Source organism: Bradyrhizobium oligotrophicum S58 (assembly GCF_000344805.1).
GTDB lineage: Bacteria > Pseudomonadota > Alphaproteobacteria > Rhizobiales > Xanthobacteraceae > Bradyrhizobium > Bradyrhizobium oligotrophicum.
On sequence record NC_020453.1, the window covers coordinates 15,977 to 35,937 of the forward strand.

The 19,961-nt window shown below is 66.0% G+C and carries 21 protein-coding genes; 11 read left to right on the forward strand and 10 right to left on the reverse strand.

The window, feature by feature from the left end:
- On the reverse strand, positions 1–1,143 hold the full coding sequence (locus tag S58_RS00065) for an FUSC family protein (protein WP_015663177.1): 1,143 nt from the start codon (positions 1,141–1,143) through the stop codon (positions 1–3).
- A 118-nt stretch (positions 1,144–1,261) separates the two neighbouring features.
- Here S58_RS00065 and S58_RS00070 point away from each other — a divergent pair, with 118 nt between their 5' ends.
- Positions 1,262–2,632 (forward strand): MmgE/PrpD family protein, encoded by a 1,371-nt coding sequence (locus S58_RS00070; RefSeq protein ID WP_015663178.1) that lies wholly within the window; start codon positions 1,262–1,264, stop codon positions 2,630–2,632.
- Positions 2,633–2,640: 8 nt separating this feature from the next.
- Here S58_RS00070 and S58_RS00075 read toward each other — a convergent pair whose 3' ends face one another.
- The gene (locus S58_RS00075; RefSeq protein WP_015663179.1) at positions 2,641–4,068 is read right to left on the reverse strand and encodes a serine hydrolase domain-containing protein; all 1,428 of its coding nucleotides are present in this window, start codon (positions 4,066–4,068) and stop codon (positions 2,641–2,643) included.
- Positions 4,069–4,209: 141 nt separating this feature from the next.
- On the reverse strand, positions 4,210–5,262 hold the full coding sequence (locus tag S58_RS00080; RefSeq protein WP_015663180.1) for a helix-turn-helix domain-containing protein: 1,053 nt from the start codon (positions 5,260–5,262) through the stop codon (positions 4,210–4,212).
- A 143-nt stretch (positions 5,263–5,405) separates the two neighbouring features.
- Between S58_RS00080 and S58_RS00085 the strand changes: the two genes are divergently transcribed.
- Together S58_RS00085 and S58_RS00090 are read left to right on the forward strand one after the other, a co-directional pair.
- A complete protein-coding gene (locus S58_RS00085) occupies positions 5,406–6,323 on the forward strand; it encodes a pirin family protein (protein ID WP_015663181.1) in 918 nt (305 codons plus the stop codon).
- A gap of 42 nt (positions 6,324–6,365) precedes the next feature.
- Entirely contained in the window at positions 6,366–7,280 is a 915-nt protein-coding gene (locus S58_RS00090) for a phosphoribosylaminoimidazolesuccinocarboxamide synthase (protein WP_015663182.1), read from the forward strand.
- An 866-nt stretch (positions 7,281–8,146) separates the two neighbouring features.
- Here S58_RS00090 and S58_RS00095 read toward each other — a convergent pair.
- Entirely contained in the window at positions 8,147–8,539 is a 393-nt protein-coding gene (locus S58_RS00095; protein WP_015663183.1) for a nuclear transport factor 2 family protein, read from the reverse strand.
- A 136-nt stretch (positions 8,540–8,675) separates the two neighbouring features.
- On the opposite strand from S58_RS00095, the gene S58_RS00100 reads away from it, so the two are divergent.
- Positions 8,676–9,155: an Lrp/AsnC family transcriptional regulator gene (locus S58_RS00100; protein ID WP_015663184.1), complete on the forward strand. Its 480-nt coding sequence runs from the start codon at positions 8,676–8,678 to the stop codon at positions 9,153–9,155.
- Positions 9,156–9,210: 55 nt separating this feature from the next.
- On the opposite strand, the gene S58_RS00105 is transcribed toward S58_RS00100, so the two are convergent.
- A complete protein-coding gene (locus S58_RS00105) occupies positions 9,211–10,131 on the reverse strand; it encodes a LysR family transcriptional regulator (RefSeq protein WP_015663185.1) in 921 nt (306 codons plus the stop codon).
- A gap of 95 nt (positions 10,132–10,226) precedes the next feature.
- On the opposite strand from S58_RS00105, the gene S58_RS00110 reads away from it, so the two are divergent.
- From S58_RS00110 to S58_RS00125, 4 genes are all read left to right on the forward strand, one after another.
- Positions 10,227–10,982 (forward strand): SDR family NAD(P)-dependent oxidoreductase, encoded by a 756-nt coding sequence (locus S58_RS00110; RefSeq protein ID WP_015663186.1) that lies wholly within the window; start codon positions 10,227–10,229, stop codon positions 10,980–10,982.
- Positions 10,983–11,101: 119 nt separating this feature from the next.
- A complete protein-coding gene (locus tag S58_RS00115) occupies positions 11,102–11,542 on the forward strand; it encodes a nuclear transport factor 2 family protein (protein ID WP_015663187.1) in 441 nt (146 codons plus the stop codon).
- A 58-nt stretch (positions 11,543–11,600) separates the two neighbouring features.
- Entirely contained in the window at positions 11,601–11,975 is a 375-nt protein-coding gene (locus S58_RS00120) for a nuclear transport factor 2 family protein (RefSeq protein ID WP_015663188.1), read from the forward strand.
- 76 nt (positions 11,976–12,051) lie between these two features.
- A complete protein-coding gene (locus S58_RS00125) occupies positions 12,052–12,750 on the forward strand; it encodes an alpha/beta fold hydrolase (protein WP_015663189.1) in 699 nt (232 codons plus the stop codon).
- On the opposite strand, the gene S58_RS00130 is transcribed toward S58_RS00125, so the two are convergent.
- Together S58_RS00130 and S58_RS00135 are read right to left on the reverse strand one after the other, a co-directional pair.
- Entirely contained in the window at positions 12,747–13,424 is a 678-nt protein-coding gene (locus S58_RS00130) for a nitroreductase (RefSeq protein ID WP_015663190.1), read from the reverse strand. The two genes, S58_RS00125 and S58_RS00130, sit on opposite strands and share 4 nt — an antisense overlap.
- 125 nt (positions 13,425–13,549) lie before the next feature.
- The gene (locus tag S58_RS00135; RefSeq protein WP_015663191.1) at positions 13,550–14,215 is read right to left on the reverse strand and encodes an HAD hydrolase-like protein; all 666 of its coding nucleotides are present in this window, start codon (positions 14,213–14,215) and stop codon (positions 13,550–13,552) included.
- 167 nt (positions 14,216–14,382) lie between these two features.
- On the opposite strand from S58_RS00135, the gene S58_RS00140 reads away from it, so the two are divergent.
- Positions 14,383–15,471, forward strand: a complete 1,089-nt coding sequence (locus S58_RS00140) for a mandelate racemase/muconate lactonizing enzyme family protein (RefSeq protein ID WP_015663192.1) — start codon at positions 14,383–14,385, stop codon at positions 15,469–15,471.
- Positions 15,472–15,575: 104 nt separating this feature from the next.
- Positions 15,576–15,974, forward strand: a complete 399-nt coding sequence (locus S58_RS00145; protein WP_015663193.1) for a VOC family protein — start codon at positions 15,576–15,578, stop codon at positions 15,972–15,974.
- Positions 15,975–16,007: 33 nt separating this feature from the next.
- Here the strand turns inward: S58_RS00145 and S58_RS00150 are convergent, their stop codons facing one another.
- Together S58_RS00150 and S58_RS00155 are read right to left on the reverse strand one after the other, a co-directional pair.
- On the reverse strand, positions 16,008–16,637 hold the full coding sequence (locus tag S58_RS00150) for a glutathione S-transferase family protein (RefSeq protein ID WP_015663194.1): 630 nt from the start codon (positions 16,635–16,637) through the stop codon (positions 16,008–16,010).
- A 147-nt stretch (positions 16,638–16,784) separates the two neighbouring features.
- Positions 16,785–17,474, reverse strand: a complete 690-nt coding sequence (locus S58_RS00155) for a phytanoyl-CoA dioxygenase family protein (protein WP_015663195.1) — start codon at positions 17,472–17,474, stop codon at positions 16,785–16,787.
- A 332-nt stretch (positions 17,475–17,806) separates the two neighbouring features.
- Here S58_RS00155 and S58_RS00165 point away from each other — a divergent pair, with 332 nt between their 5' ends.
- Positions 17,807–18,409 (forward strand): hypothetical protein, encoded by a 603-nt coding sequence (locus S58_RS00165; RefSeq protein WP_015663196.1) that lies wholly within the window; start codon positions 17,807–17,809, stop codon positions 18,407–18,409.
- Positions 18,410–18,422: 13 nt separating this feature from the next.
- On the opposite strand, the gene S58_RS00170 is transcribed toward S58_RS00165, so the two are convergent.
- Positions 18,423–19,919: an NAD-dependent succinate-semialdehyde dehydrogenase gene (locus tag S58_RS00170; RefSeq protein WP_015663197.1), complete on the reverse strand. Its 1,497-nt coding sequence runs from the start codon at positions 19,917–19,919 to the stop codon at positions 18,423–18,425.
- Between the last annotated feature and the right edge of the window lie 42 nt (positions 19,920–19,961).

The window sequence follows — 19,961 nt, forward strand, 5'->3', positions numbered from 1 at the left end:
TCAGGCACCGGCCGTATCGGACGACTCTCCCGGCCCCGGCCGATGCGCCTTGCCGGGCGACGCACCGGCCCATTCGGCGACGACGCGCTCGAGATCGATCAGGTTCTGCCGCATCTGCTCGAGCGAGAAGCCGAGCGCGAAGAAGCGTTCGGCGGCGTCGCCCGGCAGGCCCCGCGTGAGGCCGTCGCTGCGGACAGTGGCGACCTCCTCGGCATAGGCTTTGACCGCAACATGGATCGGCCAGATCGGCGGCGGGCCGGAGCCGTTGCGAATGGCCGCGGCGCAGCCGCGCAGGTAGCTCGCGATCGCGTCGCTGACTCGCGTCACCGGTCCCGACAGACGCGCCTGCAGCTCGGAAGGCAGCGGCACCACGGAGGCACGGCCGATCATCACGACGTCGTGGCGCAGGCGCAGGATCGTCCGCAGCAGCGGTCCAGTGTCGGCGCCGGACGACAGCCGCGCCGAGCGCTCGCGCTCGGCCTCCGCACCGGTCGCGTTCAGCTCGGTCAGTGCGGTGCCGATGCCGTCCTGGATCCGATGCAGCGCGTCGTTGTCGCGGCCGCGCGACAGGCCCGCCAGGAGCTCGGTCATCGCCGCGGCGATCAGTTCGAGCAGGCGCCCCGCCGCGCTGCGCATCTGCACATGCGCGCGCGACGGCAGCACGATGAACGACACGGCAAGCCCGGTGAGCGCGCCAACTGCGACCTCGAACACGCGGTCGATCGCCGAGCCCAGCGGATCGAGATGACCCATGGTCGGCACCAGCAGCACGATGACCGCCGTCACCGTGGCCGCGTTCAAGCTGGGATTGAGGGCGGCGACGAAGGCGAGCGGCGTCACCGCCAGGATCAGCATGCCGAGCAGCTGCAGCTCGCCCGAATGCGGAATGAACACCGTGATGGCGCCGCCATAGATCGCGCCGCCGATGGTGCCGAACATGTAGTCGCGCGTCGCCTTCAGGGAGCGCCCGACGCTGCCTTGGGTCACGATCAGCGAGGTCAGCACCGCCCACAACGGCAGCTTCAGCTGGAGGGCCGTCGCGATGGCGAAGGCGAGCGTTGCAGCCACCGTGCCGCGGACCGCCAGCGACATCTGCGCCTTGCGGCCGCGCATCCGGCCGAACAGCTTCTTGAGCGACTCCATCGATCTCTCACCTCGAAAGCACCATCGCGGCCAGCATGGCAGCCTCCCACCGGGCCAGGCCGGCTTGAAAGGCGGAATCAGTCTGCCTACGCTGTTGTCAACAATGCGAGGAAACACGATGGCCCAGGAAACCGCAACGCTCGCCGCCTATGTCGCCGGGCTGAAATATGACGATATCCCGCCCGAGGTGCTCGACCGCGCCAAGGTGCTGACCCTCGACTTTCTCGGCAGCGCGATCCGCGCCCGGCGCGAAGCGGAATCGACGCCGTCGGTGGTGAAGATGCTGGCGGCGCTGAAGCTGGATTCGGCGGGCGAGGCGACCGTGTTCGGCGATTCCCGCACGTGGACGCCGGCGGTAGCGGCGCTGCTCAACGGCACCATGGGGCATTCGCTCGACTTCGACGATACCCACGCCGATTCCTCGCTGCATCCGAGTGCGCCGGTGGTGCCGGCCGCTTTCGCCATCGGCGAAATGGTCGGCGCCTCCGGCCGCGACGTGCTGACCGCTGTTGTCGCCGGCTACGAGGTGTGCTGCCGGCTCGGCAATGCGCTCGACCCGACCTCGCATTATGCCCGCGGTTTCCACCCGACCGCGACCGCCGGCACCTATGGCGCGGCGGCCGCCGCCGGAAAACTGTTCGGCCTGTCGGAGCAGCAGCTGATCTACGCCTTCGGCGTCTCCGGCAGCCAGGCCGCGGGCTCGCTGCAATTCCTGGTCAACGGCGCCTGGAACAAACGCTATCAGGTCGGGGCGTCCGCCATGAACGGCGTGATCGCGGCGACGCTCGCGAAGAACGATTTCGTCGGCGCGATCGAATCCGTCGAGGGCAAGCACGGCCTGCTGGTCGGCTACACCGACACGCCGCATCGGGACAAGGCGGTGGCGGGACTCGGCACCACCTATGAGACGATGAAGATCGGCGTGAAGCCGTATCCGAGCTGTCGCTACACGCATGCGGCGATCGACGCCATCGTGGCGCTGCGCCGGGAGCACAATCTGACGCCGGACCAGGTCAAGCGCGTCGAGATCGGCCTGCATCGCAACGGCATCACCTTGACCGGCGACGCCGCCACCAAGCGCCATCCGACCTCGATCGTCGGCGGCCAGTTCTCGATGTTCTTCACCGGCGCGCTGGCGCTCGACCAGGGCCGCTTCGGCTGGGACGACTACGTCAGGCTCGGCGACAAGGCGATCAATGCGCTCGCCGACAAGTTCGATGTCGTCCAGGACGACAAGCTGGAGGTGGGCCGCAGCCATCCGTTCGGCGCGCGCGTCACCATCACCACCGAAGACGGCGTGCATGAGCGGCTGCACGACGATCCCTCGGGCGAGCCGACCTCGTTCCCCTCGGCGCAGGCCATGAGCGACAAGTTCATCACCCTGGCGCGGCCGGTGCTGAGCAGCCGCGCGCAAGACTTTGCCGACGCGATCCTGTCGCTGGAGCGGTTCGAGCGTGTTGAACAGGCGACGGCCTTGGGGAGAGCATAGCGGATGCATCACTCGGAGCTGAGGGCCTCGATCTTTCCATGCGTCGCCCCCACGACGTCGCTGACGAGCTGCGCCACGCCATCGGCCTCCGGCGGCCAGTTCACGGTGCGGCCGAAGCGCGCGATGACGAGGCGCTCGGAGGGAATGACGATGACATACTGGCCGAGCGTGCCCTTGGCGAAGAAGGCGTCGCGTGGCCAACCGTGGGAGATGCGGTAATTGGCACCAAAGCTGTCGCCGCGATTGGTCCAGAAGCCGGCGCCGAGGCCGACGAAGGCGTTTGGTGTCGGCGTGGCGACGTAGTCCACCCAGCCGGCAGGCAGGATGCGCCGGCCGGCAATGACGCCGTCGTCGAGATAGAGCTGGCCGAGCCGGGCCCAGTCGCGTGCCGGCGCCAGCATCTGGCTGGATCCCTCGGGCGTTCCGGCGGCGTCGAACTCGAGGGTGACGTTACGCATGCCGAGCGGATCGAACAGCTCGCGATGCGCAAAGCGAAGGACATTCGCCGCACTGCCGCCGGCGGCGTCGCGGACGAGATGAGAGAGGATGATGGTGTTCCCGTCGTGATAGTTCGAGACTGTCCCAGGCGTGGTTTCGAGCGGCATGGATTCGGCGAAAGCCGCGCGATCGCGTTCGATGAATTTCATCCTGTTGACCGGCTCGAGCGCCGACAACAACGAGGCCTGCAGCGAGCTGCCGAGCGCGAGCCCCGCGGTGTGGCGCAGCAGCTGATCGATGGTGATGGCGTAGCGCGGATCGCTGTCGCTCTGCCACGCAGCGACCGGCGCAGGCGTGTGCAGTGACAGCCTGCCCTGGCGGACGAGAATGCCGATCAGTGTCGCGGTCGTCGACTTGGTCGCGGAGAAGCCGAGCAATGGCGTGTCGATGGAAATCCCTTCGGCATAGCGCTCGGCGATGACCTTGCCATCCTTCATCACCAGGATTGCATGGGTGCGCCGGAACGGCGGCGCCTCCGGCTCGGCAAAGGCGCGATCGAGCGCCGCGGCGAGCGCTGGCGTGGCCGGCGCAACGACGCGCGGCGGGGCGATGTCGGGCAGCAGGGCCGGCTGCGCCTGAGACGGCCGGACCGCCGGCCAATCCTCGCCCTCGCCATGCTCCATGTGGCAGCCGAGCTTGTCGCGATACACGGCACGGCTGCGGCCGAGCCCGAGCAGGGTGACGGTGACGTCCTTGGCCGCGCGATCCACCCGGACATCCATCGCCCAGCTCAGCAGGCCCGCGCCGGGCATCGCAGCCTGGGTCTCCGTCAGCACGCGGTCCGGGTCGAGCCCGGAGACGAAGGTCTCCGAGCACAGCACGCTGGCAATGAAGCCGGTGGCTACCTTCGGCACGTCGCGGGCGCGGGCGACGCCAAAGGCCAGGACGGTCAGCGCGGTGGTGGTGATGGAAACGAGCAGCAGGCGGCGGCGGGTCATGGGAAGCTCCGGCAGGGGGACCTGCCGGACCACACCGCGCGGACAGGCTCGCCGCTCGCCGATTTCGAAACGCGCACCAGCCCGAAGTCGCAGCGCCCTCGCCGATTTCGAAATTCCCCCGTGATTTCAATCTTCAGAACGTCACGCGGCGGACAACCTCAGCCGCCGGTACTCGGTCGGCGTCACCCCCGTCTCGGCCTTGAAGGCGCGGTTGAACGGGCCGAGCGACTGGAAGCCGGCGTCCATCGCGATGGTGATGACCGGCACCTCGGCCTGGGCGGGATCGGCGAGCGCGGCCTTGGCCTCCTCGATGCGGTGGTTGTTCAGGAAGGTATTGAAGTTGCGGTAGCCGAGTTCGCCATTGATCAGCCGCCGCAGCCGGTATTCCGGAATGGAGAGGCGGCTCGCCAGCATGCCGATGGTGACGTTCTCCTGGCGGTAGACCCGCTCGTCCGCCATCAGCCGCATCAGCGCCTCGACCAGCTTGCGATCCGCAGCCGGGGGTATGGCGACTTCGGGCACGACGGCTTGCGGTGGCTCGGGCGCGAATACGTCAACCGCCCCGACCCGAAGCAGCATCAGCGCGACGGTGCCGACGACGGCCAGGAACATCGCCGCGTTGATCACATTGGCGAGCCCCGATGCGCCGCTGCCGCTGGAGGCGATCTGCAGCAGCGCATTGACGCCGCCATAGGCCATCGCCGCGATTACAACGAAGGCGCGGACGTGCCGCCGCCCTTCGACCAGGTCCGCCGACCAGGAGCGGATCGTCTGCGCCAGAGTGAGGCCGAGGAAGCCGAGCGCCAGCAGATTGTTCGCAACGATCACGAGCCGCGCATGGCCCGCAGGCGCCAGCACGAGACAGCTGATCAGGCTGAAGCCGAACACCGCAAGCCAGATCAGGCCATGCGGCAGGCGGAGCACAAAGCCGTCGTCGAACAGTGCGCGGCAGAACAGCCAGAGCACAACGATATCTGCGGTCCCCAGCGCAATCAGCGGCGCCAACGCGAGCGACGGCGCGGCCGTGCCACCGATGTTGAAGGTCGCCGCATGCGCCGCCGAGCCGAGCGCCAGCGCGATCGCGAGCCGGCCGACCCGTTGCCTGCCAAGGTCGCGCCACAGCGATACGGCGAGCACCGCAAGCAGTGCGATGGCGGCGGCGCGGAGCGCGAGATCGAGGCTTTCGAGCGGCATCGTCACAGGTCCATTGTCAGCGGCGGAACTCTAGGCCGGAGCGCGGCTCCGTTCAAATCGCCCGGCCAACGCCGCGACCTCGTGCCCTGCCATCGCCTGATCAAAGCTGCTAGACTTGGGCGACCACATTTCAGGAGCGTCCCATGAGCTGGCAGCCATCGATCGATCCCGAGTTCGGCGATCCCGCGTCCTGCGATGCGCTGGAGCACGTGATCGTGCCGCGCACCCGCGATCTCGGCGACGGCTTTTCCGTGCGACGCGCGCTGCCGCATGGCCAGCGGCAGATGGTCGGCCCGTTCATCTTCTTCGATCATTTCGGGCCGGTGCAGTTCGTCTCCGGCAAGGGCATGGACGTACGGCCGCATCCGCATATCGGGCTTGCCACCGTCACCTACCTGTTCGACGGCGCCATCATGCATCGCGACAGCGAGGGCAATGTGCGGGAGATCCAGCCCGGCGCGATGAACCTGATGACCGCGGGCCGGGGCATCGCGCATTCCGAGCGCACGCCCGACCTGCAGCGACAGAACGGCCAGAAGATGCTGGGCCTGCAGAGCTGGATCGCGCTGCCTGTCGAATCCGAGGAGATCGCGCCGAGCTTCCAGCATTATGCCGCCGACGCGCTGCCGACCGTCAGCGACACCGGCTTCTCCGCGCGCATCATCGCCGGCAAGGCGTTCGGCGCGGCCTCGCCGGTGACGATGGTGTCGCCCTGGTTCTATGTCGAGGTGACGGCGCAGGCCGGCACGGTGGTGCCGCTCGATCCCGATCACGAGGAGCGCGCCATCTACATCGTCGACGGCGAGGTCGAGATCGCGCGCGAGCGCCACGAGGGGCCGCGGCTCCTGATCTTCCGTCCCGGCGACGCCATCAGCGTGCGCGCGGTGAAGCCGACGCGGATGATGTTCCTTGGCGGCGACGCGCTGGAAGGCCCGCGCCACGTCTGGTGGAATTTCGTCTCGTCCAGCAAGGAGCGCATCGAGCAGGCCAAGCAGGACTGGAAAACCGGCCGTTTCGCCGCCGTTCCGCAGGAGCACGAGTTCATTCCGCTGCCGGAATAGGCTATTGGGGGCGCAACGCCCCAGTTTCGAAGGCCCGATACGATGACCACGCTTCTCGCCAGCAATCTGCCGCTCCCGAAAATCGGCCGCGGCAAGGTCCGCGACATCTATGCCGTCGGCGACGACCGCGTGCTGCTGCTGACCACCGACCGCATCTCCGCCTTCGACGTCGTGATGAACGAGACCATCCCGATGAAGGGCGCGGTGCTGACGCAGATCTCGGCGTACTGGTTCAACGCGCTCGAAGGCGTCGTGCATCACCACATGATCTCGGCCGACACCGACGAGATCATCGCCGCGGTGCCGGAGTTGCAGCCGCATCGCGACGAGATTTTGGGACGTGCCATGCTGTGCAAGCGCACCACCGTGTTTCCGATCGAATGCGTGATCCGCGGCTACCTCTCCGGCTCGGCCTGGAAGGAATATGCCGCGAGCGGGACACTCGCCGGCGAGACGCTGCCGGCAGGCCTGGTCGAGAGCGAGAAGCTCGATCCCGCGATCTTCAGCCCGGCGACCAAGGCCGAGTCCGGCCATGACGAGAACATCACCATCGCCCGGATGCGCGAGGTGGTCGGCGACGACACCGCGTACACGCTGGAGAGCATGACGCGCGCGATCTATACGCTCGGCGAGACGCTCGCGCGCGAGCAGGGCATCATCATCGCCGACACCAAGTTCGAGTTCGGCCGCGACAAGGACGGAAACATCATCCTGATCGACGAGGTGATGACGCCGGACAGCTCGCGCTTCTGGGCGGTCGATGCCTATCAGCCGGGCCGGCCGCAGCCGAGCTTCGACAAGCAGCCGCTGCGCGACTATCTCGACACAGAGCGCAAGGCCGGCCGCTGGAACGGCGAGGCCCCGCCGCCGCCCCTGCCGCAGAGCGTGGTGGATGCGACGAGCCAGCGCTATCTCGAGGCGTTCCGGCGTGTGACGGGGCGTGAGCTGAAGATCTGAGTAGCTAAACTCACTCACTATCGCCGAGACTGAGGACAGCTGCAGACCTCGTGGGTTGTGATACGAACTTTCGCTGCGCCGGCAGTCGCTCCCTCGCCCCGTTCTTACGGGGCCGCGACGAGCTTCGCTCGCGCTGAGAGGGCTGGGGTGAGGGGCAGACGCACGGGAAGTGTTCGTGGAGAGACCTGTACCCCCCTCACCCGGATTGCATCTAACGATGCAATCCGACCTCTCCCCGCAAGCGGGGCGAGGTAAGCACCGAGCAAGCTGCGAGGTGCCTGCTCACCTTGGTCGAAATTGCACATTTCATGCGGGCTCATTAGAACTCATCGGCGATCAGACGCACAACACCGTTCTCGCGGCCTGATGGCCCGAGCTTTGCTGATCGATCTCGCCCTTGCAAATGCCGAGGGCGCAGGGAAGGCCGGACCTCGACTGAGGCCCGTGGCCCGCCTGCGAACAAAATGCAGGCGGCAGGTACCACAGGTCAGCCGGATGACCCGGCCCTCCCTGCGCGATAGTCTTAACGGCTGCTCCGCGCTCTCCCCGGGGACCGGGCTTGTTTGCCCCCGTCGCCAGCGCGACACGTCATGTCACGCCAACTTGGCGCCAGCATCGGGGCGCCAGGACCACACGGCTTGACCGTCCGCGAGCTGCCAATCGTCCAGCGCAAAAGCACCTGACAGGCTCGCGGCTACCGCTCCCCGCCTCAACGTATCGTGACGACGCGTACGCCCCTCTGCATGAGGACGGGATGCAGGGATAAAACCATGATTTCGGAAAATTAGCAAGCAGAAACTTCACAGCTGAATAGCCCGACGGGCAGTTTGCAGACAGGCTGATATGCGGCGAGGCCGGGAGAGCGATCAGCCACCGTCGGCAAAGCGCCGCTCGACATGGAACGACTTGGCCGTCACCAGCCACTCACCGTCAATCAGGTGAAAACAGAGATAATCGAGATAGAGGATCAGATCGATCCTGACGCGTACCTTGGCGAGCGCTTGAGACGGTGAGGCAAAGTCGATCAACAGAATTTCCTGTTGGCGCGGCGCCGCTTTCGACTGCGGAGACGGATTGGTCGCGAGCAGATGGCGATACTCGGCCGCGGTCAGCATCCGCAGGCCTTGATCGCGCAGGCCGTGCAGTTGAGCGGTCGGCGCGAACACGCGGTCGAACCGGTCGATATCGGAATCGAACATCAAGTCGAAATATCGCTCGACGGCAGCAAGCAATGTCTGGTGCGCGGCCATGTCGGTCATATCCAGGATCTCCGGGTCGGGTGTTGATATCACCGCATCTTCGCCCCGGACCGGCACGCATGTCCTTGCGAACCGTGCTATCGTTCCGGCCCGCTACGCACTAAACCCGCTGTTCTCGGTTGCGATTGTCAGAGATATGCCAAAAGCCAAGCTGGATGCGATCGACCAACGGATCATCGGAGAGCTGCAGGCCGATGCGCGGCTCAGCAATGTCGAGTTGGCCGACCGGGTCGGCCTGTCACCTTCACCCTGTCTTCGTCGTGTGAAGCGGCTGGAGCAGGAGGGCATCATCCAGGGTTATCGCGCCGTCCTGAATCGCGACGGCGTCGGCCTCGGCTTTTCGGCGTTCCTCGCGATCAAGATCGAAGGGCATGCGAACGAGCACGCCGTGGCCTTCGAGGACACCGTGTGCGCCATGCCGGAGGTCCTCGCCTGCCATCTGGTCTCAGGCGATTCGGACTACCTGCTCGAAGTGGTGACTGCCGATTTGGAGCACTACCGCCAGTTCCTGGTCGAACGGCTGCTGAACCTGCCGATCGTCCGCGAGGTCAAGAGCAACATCGCGATCCAGACACGGAAGGCCGCGGCCGCGTTGCCGTTGACGCACGCTCCCTGATCCCGCCGGCGGAAGCAGGAAACTGCGCGGTACCGGCGCAGCCGTGCTGCCACAGCTACGCGCGATGATCGCGCGGGCGAGACAGGTGCTTCGCCAGGAACTCACCCAGGACCTCAACCCGCGCAGGCCGCGCGCGGACCGTCGGCGTCATGAAATACAATCCGCCACCGGGGAGCCGCCAATCAGGCAGCAGAATTTCGAGCCGGCGCTCGGCAAGGTGGGGCTCCGCGACGAAGCACGGCAGCTCGGCGATGCCTATGCCGTCCAGCAGGGCCGGGAGCAGCGCATCGATGTTGGTCACTGACAGCGGGCCGGTCGGCGTCACCGCGGCTTCGCTGCCGTCCTTGTGCGTGAGATGCCAGGTGCTGGTCCGCGCACGATAGGCGTAGCCGAGACAATGGTGGACGTTCAGCTCTGCCGGGGACTGCGGTCGTCCGTAGCGGGCGATGTAGGCCGGCGAGGCGACGAGGAAGCGGCTGAGCGGGCGCAGCTGTCTTGCGACCAGCGAAGAATCCGGCAGCGCCGCGATCCGCAGCGCGGCGTCGAAGCCGTCGCCGATCAGGTCGACGGTGGCGTCACTGAGATGCAGGTTGAGCGTGATCTCGGGATATTCACGCACGAAGGCGGGAAGCAGCGGACTGACCTCGCGCAAGCCGAACGACATCGGCACCGCGAGATTGATCGTGCCGCGCGGCCGGCTCGACAATTCGCGCGCGGCGCTTTCGGCCTCCTCGGCTTCCAGCAGCATGCGCGCGCCGCGCTCCGCCAGCCGGCGGCCGAAGTCGGTCAGCGCCACCTTGCGCGATGTCCTGTTGAACACCCTCGCACCAAGCCGGTCCTCGAGACGGCTGATGCCCCGCGAGACTGTCGCCACAGACAGGTTCAGCGCGCGCGCGGCGCCGGCGAAGGAGCGCTCCTCGGCAACCCTGGCCAGCAGCGCGAGCCCTTCGAAGTCGGGCAATCTGGAGGACGACATCGACAATTCCGCAATGATGAATTTCGATCATTGCTATACTGAAATATCGCAGCGTGCGCCATCTTCTGTTCATCAACGCAACAGGAGAGATCACCATGTCCCAGAAGCTCAACGGAAAGATCGCCGTCGTCACCGGCGGCACCAGTGGAATCGGACTGGCAACGGCCAAGCGCTTCGCCGCCGAGGGCGCCCAGGTCTACGTCACCGGCCGCCGCAAGCCGGAACTCGAGGCCGCCGTCACCGCGATCGGGAAAGGCGCGAGAGGTGTTCAGAGCGATGCCGCGAAGCTCGCCGACCTCGATCTGCTCTATCAGCAGGTCAAGCAGGAGGCCGGCCGCATCGACGTGCTGTTCGTCAACGCTGGCGGCGGGTCGATGCTGCCGCTCGGCCAGATCACCGAGCAGCAGTATGACGAGACGTTCGACCGCAACGTGAAGGGCGTCCTGTTCACCGTACAGAAGGCGCTGCCGCTGCTCCGGGACGGCGCCTCGGTGATCCTGACCGGTTCGACCGCCGGAACCGAGGGCACGCCCGCGTTCAGCGTCTACGGCGCCTCGAAGGCCGCGGTCCGCGCGTTTGCACGCAACTGGATTCTCGACCTCAAGGACCGGCGCATTCGCGTGAACACGCTTAGTCCCGGCGCCACCAAGACGCCGGGCCTGGTCGAACTCGCCGGACCCGACGCCGCTCAGCAACAGGGGCTGCTCGACTATCTCGCCTCGCGCATTCCTCTCGGCCGAGTCGGCGATCCCGACGAGATCGCAAAGGCCGCCGTGTTTCTCGCCTCGGACGACGCAAGCTTCGTCAACGGCACCGAGCTGTTCGTGGATGGCGGGCAGGCCCAGATCTGAAACCGCCGTGGCGCGGGCCCCCGGCCCGACCTTTCGATTGCTCTCCACGCCCTGCACGTCGCAATCCTCGCGAGCTCTCGCTCTCGAGAGCTCCTCCGTCCAACTCATGCGAGACAGAAATGACCGAGAACGAACGCATCATCCGCAAGCTCTACGAGGTCGCCGAGATCCAGGACTCGCGCGCCTTCACCGCAATGTTCGCTGAGGACGGCTATTTCTGGGATGTGTCGGCCGGCAAGCGCTATTCAGGCGCCGACATCGGCAAGACCGTCGATATCTACGCGGAAGCATTTCCGGACATGCACCGCGCGCTCGATCTGATCTACGTCGCGGGTGACGTGGTGGTGGTCGAACTTTCGCTCAACGGCACGCACAAGGGGGCGCTGGCGCTGCCCCTCGGCACCATCCCTGCCACAGGGCGTGAGATTCACGCGCCGTGCTGTGACGTCTTCCATCTCGAGAATGGCAAGGTGAAATCGTTTCACTGCTATACCGCCGCCACCATCATGATGGGCCAGCTCGGCCTGTTGGACAGTCTTCAGGGTGCGGCGGGCCAATAACGCACCACGACGACCAAACGGCCCGTGCGGCAGGCACAAAAAATCAAAGGACCGGGACATGTCGGATGCAGTCACAGACTACGACCATCTTCTTCGATCGAACCTCAACCGTGTCTTCAACGAACGCGATCCGGCCAAGCGGGAGGCGGCAATCGCCGAGCTGTTCGTCGAAACACCCGTGATGTTCGAGCCAACCGACATCGTTCAGGGACGGGACGCGATTTCGCAGGTCGCAGGACAGCTTCTTCAGAAGTTCGGAGCTGATTTCGCTTTCGTGCCGATCGCGACGGCGGTCGGGCACCATGGCCTGGCACGTCTCGCCTGGCAGGCGGGCCCGAGAGGTGGCCCTGTCGCGGTGACCGGCGCCGACGTTGCCGAGATCGTCGATGGCCGCATCGCGCGGCTTTGGGTGCTGCTCGATCCTCCAACATAGGCGGTCAAACTTCCGCATATGTCGTCCAAAGGGGACGGTAAGCGCTCGGTCTCACGCGGCGTGCTAAGCTAACCGCATGAGCCAATCCGCGAAGACCTCTATTGTCCTCTTGCCCGGCATGGACGGAACGGGAGAGCTGCTGCGACCTTTGGCCGAACGGTTATCGGCGTATGGTCCCGTTCGCATCATTGCCTACCCGGCCGATCGCGACCTCGACTATAACCAGCTCACGGCGTTCGTTCGAGAACGACTGCCGGCAGATCGGTTCGTCATTCTGGGCGAATCATTTTCCGGACCGATCGCGATCGAGATCGCAGCGTCGAGCAGGCAGGTCGCAGGACTCATCCTTGCCTCCAGCTTCGCGCGCCATCGGCTGCCGAAATGGCTGTCCCGGTTCACGTGGCTGCTCGACCCGAGATGGGTACCGACGAAGCTCATCATTGCGGTCCTCATGGGCTCTGCAGCAACTCCGTCGCTCCGGCGACAATTGCGAGACGTCTTGGATTGCCTGCCGCATGCCGTCCTTCGAGCGCGGGCAGGAAATGCGCTTCGGGTCGACAAGCGCGACCGCCTGCGCGCGACTACATGCCCGATGCTTTGCTTGCATGGGACCTCGGATTGGCTGATCCTGCAGAAGCAGATTGCCGCAATCCTTGCCGCCAGACCGGACTGCGAGCTGCACCGGATGAATGCTCCGCACATGCTGCTCGCAACCCATGCCGACGCCGCGGCGGCCGTGATCGGCGATTTCTGCAAACGCCTGGAAGGCGCCTAGTCCTCGAACCCCACGAACACCGTCGCTTCCTTCACCGGCTTGCGCTCCGACACCACGGCGTTGGCCGGGAAATCGTGATCGGGCCAGCCGAGCGCGATGCTCTTCATGATGACCTGATCGTCGGCGATGCCGGCGTGCTCTCGGACCACGGGCGACTGCATGATGCCCTGGCTGTTGATCACGGCGCCCAGCCCGCGCGACCAGGCGGCGTTGACGAGCGCGGTGGTGACGGCGCCGCAATCGAACGGCGTGTCGTCGCTGCCGTCGAGCGCGCGATCATAGGTCACGATGATGCAGACCGGCGCATCGAACTGGCGAAAGCCGCGCAGCACCCAGTCCTGGCGCTTGTCCTTGTCGTCGCGCGCGATGCCCATCGCGGAGAACAATTGCTTGGCGACGCCGATCTGGCGCTCGCGATGCGCGCCATCGAACGGCTGGCCGATGCGAAACTCGCGCGACTGCGGCACGCCCGCGAGCATCCTCTCGGTGTTGCCGGCACGGATGCGATTGAGCGGCTCGCCGGTGATGACGTAGAAATTCCAAGGCTGGGTGTTCATCGACGACGGCGCGCGCATCGCCAGAGCGAGGATTTCCTCGATCAGCGCCCGCGGCACCGGATCGGGCTTGTAGCCGCGGATGCTGCGGCGGCCGAGGATGACGTCGTCGAACTTCATGTGTGTGGTATTCCCGGGATGATGGCTCAGTTAGCCGGGATATTCGCGGCTTTCCGGTTCCGGTGCAAGATTGACGACGCAAACGGCGAGGCGCTGCAAGTCCCGTGGGCCCGACAGGCGCCGAGCTATCGCTTCAGCATCGACAGAACCGTGCGCGCGAGGTCCGCAGGCCGTGCCACCAACTGATCTGCGCCGGTCGTTTCGAGCTCGTCCCGACTGCCATAGCCCCAGAGCACGCCGAGGCTGCGCATCCTGACGGCCTGGGCGCCGACAATGTCGTGGCGACGGTCGCCGACCATGATCGCGTCGGGCGCAGCGATATTCCGCTCGGTGAGAATATGCGCGAGCAGCTCCGGCTTGTGGTCCAGCTCACCAGACGGCACCGAGCCGTGGATCGCGTCGAAATACGGCGCCAGCTGCAGATGCTCCAGAATGCGCCGCGCGAACACCTCGCGCTTCGATGTCGCCAGATAGATTCGTAACCCGGCACCGTGCATCTCCCGCAGCGCGTCGCTGATGCCCGGATAGAGCTCGCTGCCGAACAGGCCGCTGTCACCATAGTGCTGGCGATAAGCGGCGACGGCTTCGTCAACGCGGTCGTCGCCATAGGCCCGCAACAGCACCCGCAACATGTCCTGCAGCGGCGGCCCGATCACGCTGCGGATGTCGAGCGCGTCGTCCGGCGCGTGCCCGAGCGCACGCAAGGTCGCCAACGTGCTCGCGGCGATGCCGGGCTGCGAATCGATCAGGGTGCCGTCGAGGTCGAGCAGGACTGAATGAGTTGGAGCCATGTCCGACCATAGCGATGAGCACAAGGGGCGTAAACGCCCGCTATGTCCTGCGCCCACATGCGCATCAGTTCCGTCGCTCAGACGGCATCAGGCCGACGTCATGAGCAATTGCCCGGTGCTCGCCATCAGCCTAACCTGTACAAAAATCCGGGGAAGGAACCACGCCGATGGCGCTGATCGCGACGATCGAAACCGGTCTCTATCGCATTCCGCTCGGCATCACGCTGTCTGACAGCACGCATGGCGAGATGACGGCGTTCGAGCTGATCACCTGCCGCGTCCGCGATGCAGATGGCGCCGAGGGCATCGGCTACACCTACACGGTCGGCCGCAACGGCGGCGCGGTCGCGGACGTTCTCAAGCGTGAGATCCCGGACCTGGTCGCGGGCCGCGAGGCCGACGACACCGAGGCGATCTGGCATCGGGTCTGGTGGGGCCTGCATTATGGCGGACGCGGCGGGCCCGTCGTGCTCGCATTGTCGGCGCTCGACATTGCGCTGTGGGACCTGAAGGCGCAGCGCGCCGAGCTGCCGCTGTTCCGCCTGCTCGGCGGCTTCGATGCCCGCGTGCCCTGCTACGCTGGCGGCATCGACCTCGATCTTTCTGTCGACGCGCTGTTGCAGCAGACCGACGACAATCTTGCCAAGGGTTTTCGCGCCATCAAGATGAAGGTCGGCCGCCCCGATCTCGGCGCCGACGTCGCGCGTGTCCGGGCGATGCGCAAGCATCTCGGCGACGGCTTTCCGCTGATGGCGGACGCCAACATGAAGTGGACGGTCGAGGAGGCCATCCGCGCCGCCCGCGCGTTGCAGCCGTTCGATCTCACCTGGCTCGAGGAGCCGACCATTCCCGACGACGTTGCGGGACATGCCCGCATTCTCAGCGCCGGCGGCGTGCCGATCGCGGCCGGCGAGAATCTGCGCTCGCTGTGGGATTTCAAGGCCTACATCGCCGCGGGCGCGGTGTCCTATCCCGAGCCGGATGTCACCAATTGCGGCGGCGTCACCTCGTTCATGAAGATCGCGCGGCTGGCGGAGGCATTCAACCTGCCCGTCACCAGCCACGGCGCGCATGACATCACCGTGCACATGCTCGCCGCCTGCCCCAACCGCTCGTTTCTCGAAGCGCATGGCTTCGGGCTCGACAATTATATCGAGCACCCGCTCGTGCTGGAGGACGGCCTGGCGCTGGCCGCAACGCGGCCCGGCCACGGCATCAATTTCGATTGGGAGGGGCTGGCAGGGCTCACGGCATGACGGCGGCGTTGCCAAGCCGGTGATCGCTGCTGACACACCCTTGTCAGCAGCCCTGCCGTACGGGTGAGGTGACCGATCGCACCAACCGCAAGGAAACAATGCTCATGAAGTTCGCATCGACCCGCCTCGTGGCCGCCGACATCAAGGCCCTGGTCAGCTTCTACGAAAAGGTCACCGAGCAGAAGGCGGATTGGCTGGCGCCGGCATTCGCGGAGATCGTCACGTCGCGCGCAACGCTTGCGATCGGCAGCGCCGACACCGTGGCGCTGTTCAAGGAGGGCAGCGCGGAGCCCGGCGCCAACCGCAGCGCCATTCTGGAGTTCGAGGTCAATGACGTGGATGGCGATTTCGCGCGGCTGAAGGACGAGGTCGAGGTGGTGCACCCACCGAAGACGATGCCCTGGGGCAATCGCGCCGCTCAGTTCCGAGACCCCGAAGGGACGATCGTGAGTCTGTATACGCCGGTCAGCGACGCCGCCAAGCAGCGCTTCGGATCACGCTAAGGAGACTTGTCGCGCAACCCGCCGCGCATCTGGCTAGGCCTTCGCGCTCGGACGGCTTGAAACGGCGTTGTACCATCGCCTGAGATGATGGAGATGATCCGGCGGATCGAGCTTGGCGCGGGCCGCAAAATCGACTGCCACCATGGCGCTGATGTCGGCGATGCTGAAATCGGTGCCGCAGACGAAGGCTTGATCGGCCAGCCGCGCATCCAGCCATGCGAAGTAATGCGCGACACGCAGACGGCCGCGCTCCGCCAGCGCCGGGATCTGGTCGAGCGGCAGCGGACCCGGCAATGCCCGACGCTCCAGTCCTGGGAGGCTGTTGCGAAAGGCTTCCTGGATGGCGTAGATGCCATCCCATTCGATCCGCCGCAGCCAGCATTCGATGAGCGCCCGCTCTTCCGCGTCCCGGCCCATCAGATGCGGGATGGGATGCAGTTCCTCGAGATAGCGGCAGATCGCGATGACGTCGGTGATGGCGGCGCCACTGTCGAGCACCAGCACCGGAACGGTGCACTGCGGATTCAGCGCGCGAAACTCCGGCTTGAACTGCTCGCCGGCGCGCAGATCGAGCTGCACGGTTGGAATGGCGAGGCCTTTCTCGGCAAGGAAGATCCGCACGCGACGCGGGCTTGGAGCGGTTGCGGCATCGTACAACTTCATGAGCGTTCTCTCTGTCTGACGAGGCAAAGGCGCGTGACGTCGGAACGAGTAGGCGCGGTTAGTTCTGCTGCGTCACGACCAACGTCATTCGACGTTCCAGGCCTGCGGCCTTGCCGCGGAATGACGGTGGTTGTGACGCTGCGGGGGTCAGTCAGCCCCGAAAATCTCGTCCTGATCCATGCGCACTGCGCGCAATTCGCGCGTCTTGCGCCAGTCCTCCTGCTGCGCCGAGATGGCGTAGGTGATCAGCAGCGAGCGGCGGCGTGCGCCGCTGCGATTGCGCGTGGCGCCATGCAGCAGATTGACGTCGAACAGCAGGACGTCGCCAGCCTCGCCCGCCGTGACGAACGCCGATGACGACGCCTGCACACCATCCGCGGCGCGACGATGCGTGCCCGGCGCCACCTGCGTGGCGCCGTTGTCCGGGCCGAAGCGATCGAGAAAGGCCAGCGCCGACACCGCGTCGGTGCGCCAGAGCTCGACGCTGTCGCGATGCAGCGGCTGCGCGCCGCCATCCGCGCGCGGCTCGCGCCCTTCGACCTGGCCGAGGAAGAACGGCGCTTGCAGGATATGATGGACGGCGGCGAGCAACATCGGCAGGCGGCTGACCTGCTGCACCGTCGGATCGAGATCGACCATCGCGTGACGCCAGTCGCGGCCACGCGGAACGGGCCATTGCTCCGACGGCACCGTGCCGGCCTCGAACGCCGCACGCAGCGGCCCGATCCACGCCGCCGGGATCGCGCCTCGCAGCAGCAGATAGCCGTCCTCATCGAGTCGCCGCGCATCTGCTTCGGGCAACCGGCCGACGCGGGTGCGCGTTGGTGCCGCAGTCATGGTTGGGCTCGTAGATTCGAGGGTGAGTCTTACGTCATGACATGGTCGACGATCGAGCGCCGCTCTGCAAGCGGCTCGCTCGCATCAATATTGCCGGAGCCTCTTGCCCTTGCGGTCAGGGATCGTGGCCGGGAGCGACCAGCGGCGCCGAGCGATCGAGCCTCGGCAACCGGACCATTTGCGATGCTGAGGCGATCGGTCGCGGCGCGCCGCGGTGCGACCAGGCCAACGATTAATCGATCGTTAACTCTGCCCGCTTACGTCTTTGCTGAAACAGTCTGTAACGATCTGAAACATCACGACAAGAGCGTTCGAGCTCTTTTGGAGTGCACATGGCGGTCGTGCAAAGCACCAACCAGATCTCTCCCGCGATGGAGCGGGTCTATCACCAGAGCAATCTGCTCGGTGAATGGAAGGGCTCGTGGACGGCAAACAATCAGGCCGTGAGCTTCAAGGTCGTGAACATCCGCGGCGCGGCGGCCACGGTCGAATACACGCATAACGGCCGGACCGAGCGCGGCATCGGCCAGGTCAACGGCTCGACCATCGACTTCGGGGCGGTCACACTCGGCACCAAGAACGGCAAGAGCGCCGTGCTGCTGTTCTCGGCTGGCGGCGGCAAGGCCACGGCGATGCTCGAGAAGCAGGCCCCTCCGGCCAGTGAGAGCAACCTGGTCGGTAGCTGGGCCGGCTATTCCGGCGAGAACGGCATGAGCGCGAGCTTTCGCGTGCTGTCCGTCAACGGCAAGGAAGCGCAGGTCAGCGTGATGGCCAACGGCATCACGCGCCAGGGCACCGGGATCGTCTACAAGAACGTCATCATGTTCGAGCAGACGCAGATCTCGACCGACGACGGCAAGAGCGGGAAAGTCATCTACCAGGTCGGCAACAAGTCCTACATGGTGCCGGTGGACAAGCTGCCCAAGACGGCCTGAAGACGGCCTGCCCCTACACCCCCGCCATCATCACATATTTGATCTCGAGATATTCCTCGATGCCATGATGCGAGCCCTCGCGTCCGAGGCCGCTCTCCTTGACGCCGCCGAACGGCGCGACCTCCGTCGTGATCAGGCCGGTGTTGACGCCCACCATCCCCGATTCCAGCGCCTCGGCGACGCGCCAAACGCGGCCGAGATCGCGGGCGTAGAAGTAGGATGCAAGACCGAACGGCGAGGCGTTGCACATCGCGATGATTTCGGCCTCATCCTGGAAACGGATCACCGGCGCGAGCGGGCCGAACGTCTCCTCATGCGCGACCAGCGCGTCGGCCTTCACGTCGGACAGCACGGTCGGCTCGAAGAAGGTGCGGCCGAGCGCATGGCGCTTGCCGCCGGTGACGATCCTGGCGCCGCCCTTGATGGCATCGGCAATGTGCCGCTCGACCTTCTCGACCGCTTCCTCGTTGATCAGCGGCCCCTGCGTGACGCCGGCCTCGGTACCGTCGCCGATCTTCATCGCCGCGACCTTGGCGGCGAGCTTGTGCACGAACTGATCGTAGATGCCGTCCTGCGCATAGAGGCGGTTGGCGCAGACGCAGGTCTGGCCCATGTTGCGATATTTCGACACCATCGCGCCCTCGACGGCCGCATCGATATCGGCATCGTCGAACACCACGAACGGCGCGTTGCCGCCGAGCTCGAGCCCGAGCTTCTTCACCGTGCCGGCCGACTGGCGATAGAGGATCTTGCCGACCTCGGTCGAACCGGTGAAGCCGACGAAGCGCACCGACGGATGCTCGCACAGCACCTTGCCGATCGCAGGCGCATCGCCAGTGATGATGTTGAGCACGCCCTTCGGGATGCCGGCGCGCTCGGCGAGCACGGCGAGCGCCAGTGCCGACAGCGGCGTCTCGTTGGCCGGCTTCAGCACCACAGTGCAGCCGGCGGCCAGCGCCGGCGACACCTTGCGGGTGATCATCGAGTTCGGGAAATTCCACGGCGTGATCGCACCGCAGACGCCGATCGGCTGTTTCAGCGCCAGCAGGCGCGCATCGGGCTTCTGTGTCGGGATGGTCTCGCCATAGACGCGACGCGCCTCCTCGGCGAAGAACTCGATATAGGCGGCGCCGATGTCGACCTCGCCGAGCGCCTCGCTGAGCGGCTTGCCCTGTTCCGAGGTCAGGATCAGCGCGAGGTCCTCGCGGTTGGCCGTGATCAGCTCGAACCATTTGCGCAGAATGTTGGAGCGCTGCTTGGCGGTCAGCTTGGCCCAGGCCGGAAAGGCGCGCGCGGCGGCCTCGACGGCTTGCGTGGTCTCCGCGGCGCCGAGTTGCGCGATCTTGGCGAGTTCGGCGCCGGTTGCGGGATTGTTGACCGGCAGCACCGGCGTACCGACCCAGGCGCCCTCGATGTAGCACTGCTCGCGCAGCAGCGCGGCGTCCTTCAGGCGTTCGCGCAAGGCGGTGGTCGCGGATGGCGTGGAGCGGGCAGCGGCGGTCGGTGTCATCGGCAACTCCTCGAGAGCGAGCGGTATTTCGCTTCGAATATA

Excerpts from the sequence above, each read along its gene's own strand:
- S58_RS00115 (WP_015663187.1), top strand. The coding sequence starts at position 11,102 with ATGACCGAGAACGAACGCATCATCCGCAAGCTCTACGAGGTCGCCGAG.
- S58_RS00095 (WP_015663183.1), bottom strand. The coding sequence starts at position 8,539 with ATGACCGACATGGCCGCGCACCAGACATTGCTTGCTGCCGTCGAGCGA.
- S58_RS00100 (WP_015663184.1), top strand. The coding sequence starts at position 8,676 with ATGCCAAAAGCCAAGCTGGATGCGATCGACCAACGGATCATCGGAGAG.
- S58_RS00075 (WP_015663179.1), bottom strand. The coding sequence starts at position 4,068 with ATGACCCGCCGCCGCCTGCTGCTCGTTTCCATCACCACCACCGCGCTG.
- S58_RS00170 (WP_015663197.1), bottom strand. The coding sequence starts at position 19,919 with ATGACACCGACCGCCGCTGCCCGCTCCACGCCATCCGCGACCACCGCC.
- S58_RS00165 (WP_015663196.1), top strand. The coding sequence starts at position 17,807 with ATGGCGGTCGTGCAAAGCACCAACCAGATCTCTCCCGCGATGGAGCGG.
- S58_RS00065 (WP_015663177.1), bottom strand. The coding sequence starts at position 1,143 with ATGGAGTCGCTCAAGAAGCTGTTCGGCCGGATGCGCGGCCGCAAGGCG.
- S58_RS00135 (WP_015663191.1), bottom strand. The coding sequence starts at position 14,215 with ATGGCTCCAACTCATTCAGTCCTGCTCGACCTCGACGGCACCCTGATC.
- S58_RS00080 (WP_015663180.1), bottom strand. The coding sequence starts at position 5,262 with ATGCCGCTCGAAAGCCTCGATCTCGCGCTCCGCGCCGCCGCCATCGCA.
- S58_RS00155 (WP_015663195.1), bottom strand. The coding sequence starts at position 17,474 with ATGACTGCGGCACCAACGCGCACCCGCGTCGGCCGGTTGCCCGAAGCA.
- S58_RS00130 (WP_015663190.1), bottom strand. The coding sequence starts at position 13,424 with ATGAAGTTCGACGACGTCATCCTCGGCCGCCGCAGCATCCGCGGCTAC.
- S58_RS00125 (WP_015663189.1), top strand. The coding sequence starts at position 12,052 with ATGAGCCAATCCGCGAAGACCTCTATTGTCCTCTTGCCCGGCATGGAC.
- S58_RS00085 (WP_015663181.1), top strand. The coding sequence starts at position 5,406 with ATGAGCTGGCAGCCATCGATCGATCCCGAGTTCGGCGATCCCGCGTCC.
- S58_RS00120 (WP_015663188.1), top strand. The coding sequence starts at position 11,601 with ATGTCGGATGCAGTCACAGACTACGACCATCTTCTTCGATCGAACCTC.
- S58_RS00145 (WP_015663193.1), top strand. The coding sequence starts at position 15,576 with ATGAAGTTCGCATCGACCCGCCTCGTGGCCGCCGACATCAAGGCCCTG.
- S58_RS00110 (WP_015663186.1), top strand. The coding sequence starts at position 10,227 with ATGTCCCAGAAGCTCAACGGAAAGATCGCCGTCGTCACCGGCGGCACC.
- S58_RS00150 (WP_015663194.1), bottom strand. The coding sequence starts at position 16,637 with ATGAAGTTGTACGATGCCGCAACCGCTCCAAGCCCGCGTCGCGTGCGG.
- S58_RS00090 (WP_015663182.1), top strand. The coding sequence starts at position 6,366 with ATGACCACGCTTCTCGCCAGCAATCTGCCGCTCCCGAAAATCGGCCGC.
- S58_RS00105 (WP_015663185.1), bottom strand. The coding sequence starts at position 10,131 with ATGTCGTCCTCCAGATTGCCCGACTTCGAAGGGCTCGCGCTGCTGGCC.
- S58_RS00070 (WP_015663178.1), top strand. The coding sequence starts at position 1,262 with ATGGCCCAGGAAACCGCAACGCTCGCCGCCTATGTCGCCGGGCTGAAA.
- S58_RS00140 (WP_015663192.1), top strand. The coding sequence starts at position 14,383 with ATGGCGCTGATCGCGACGATCGAAACCGGTCTCTATCGCATTCCGCTC.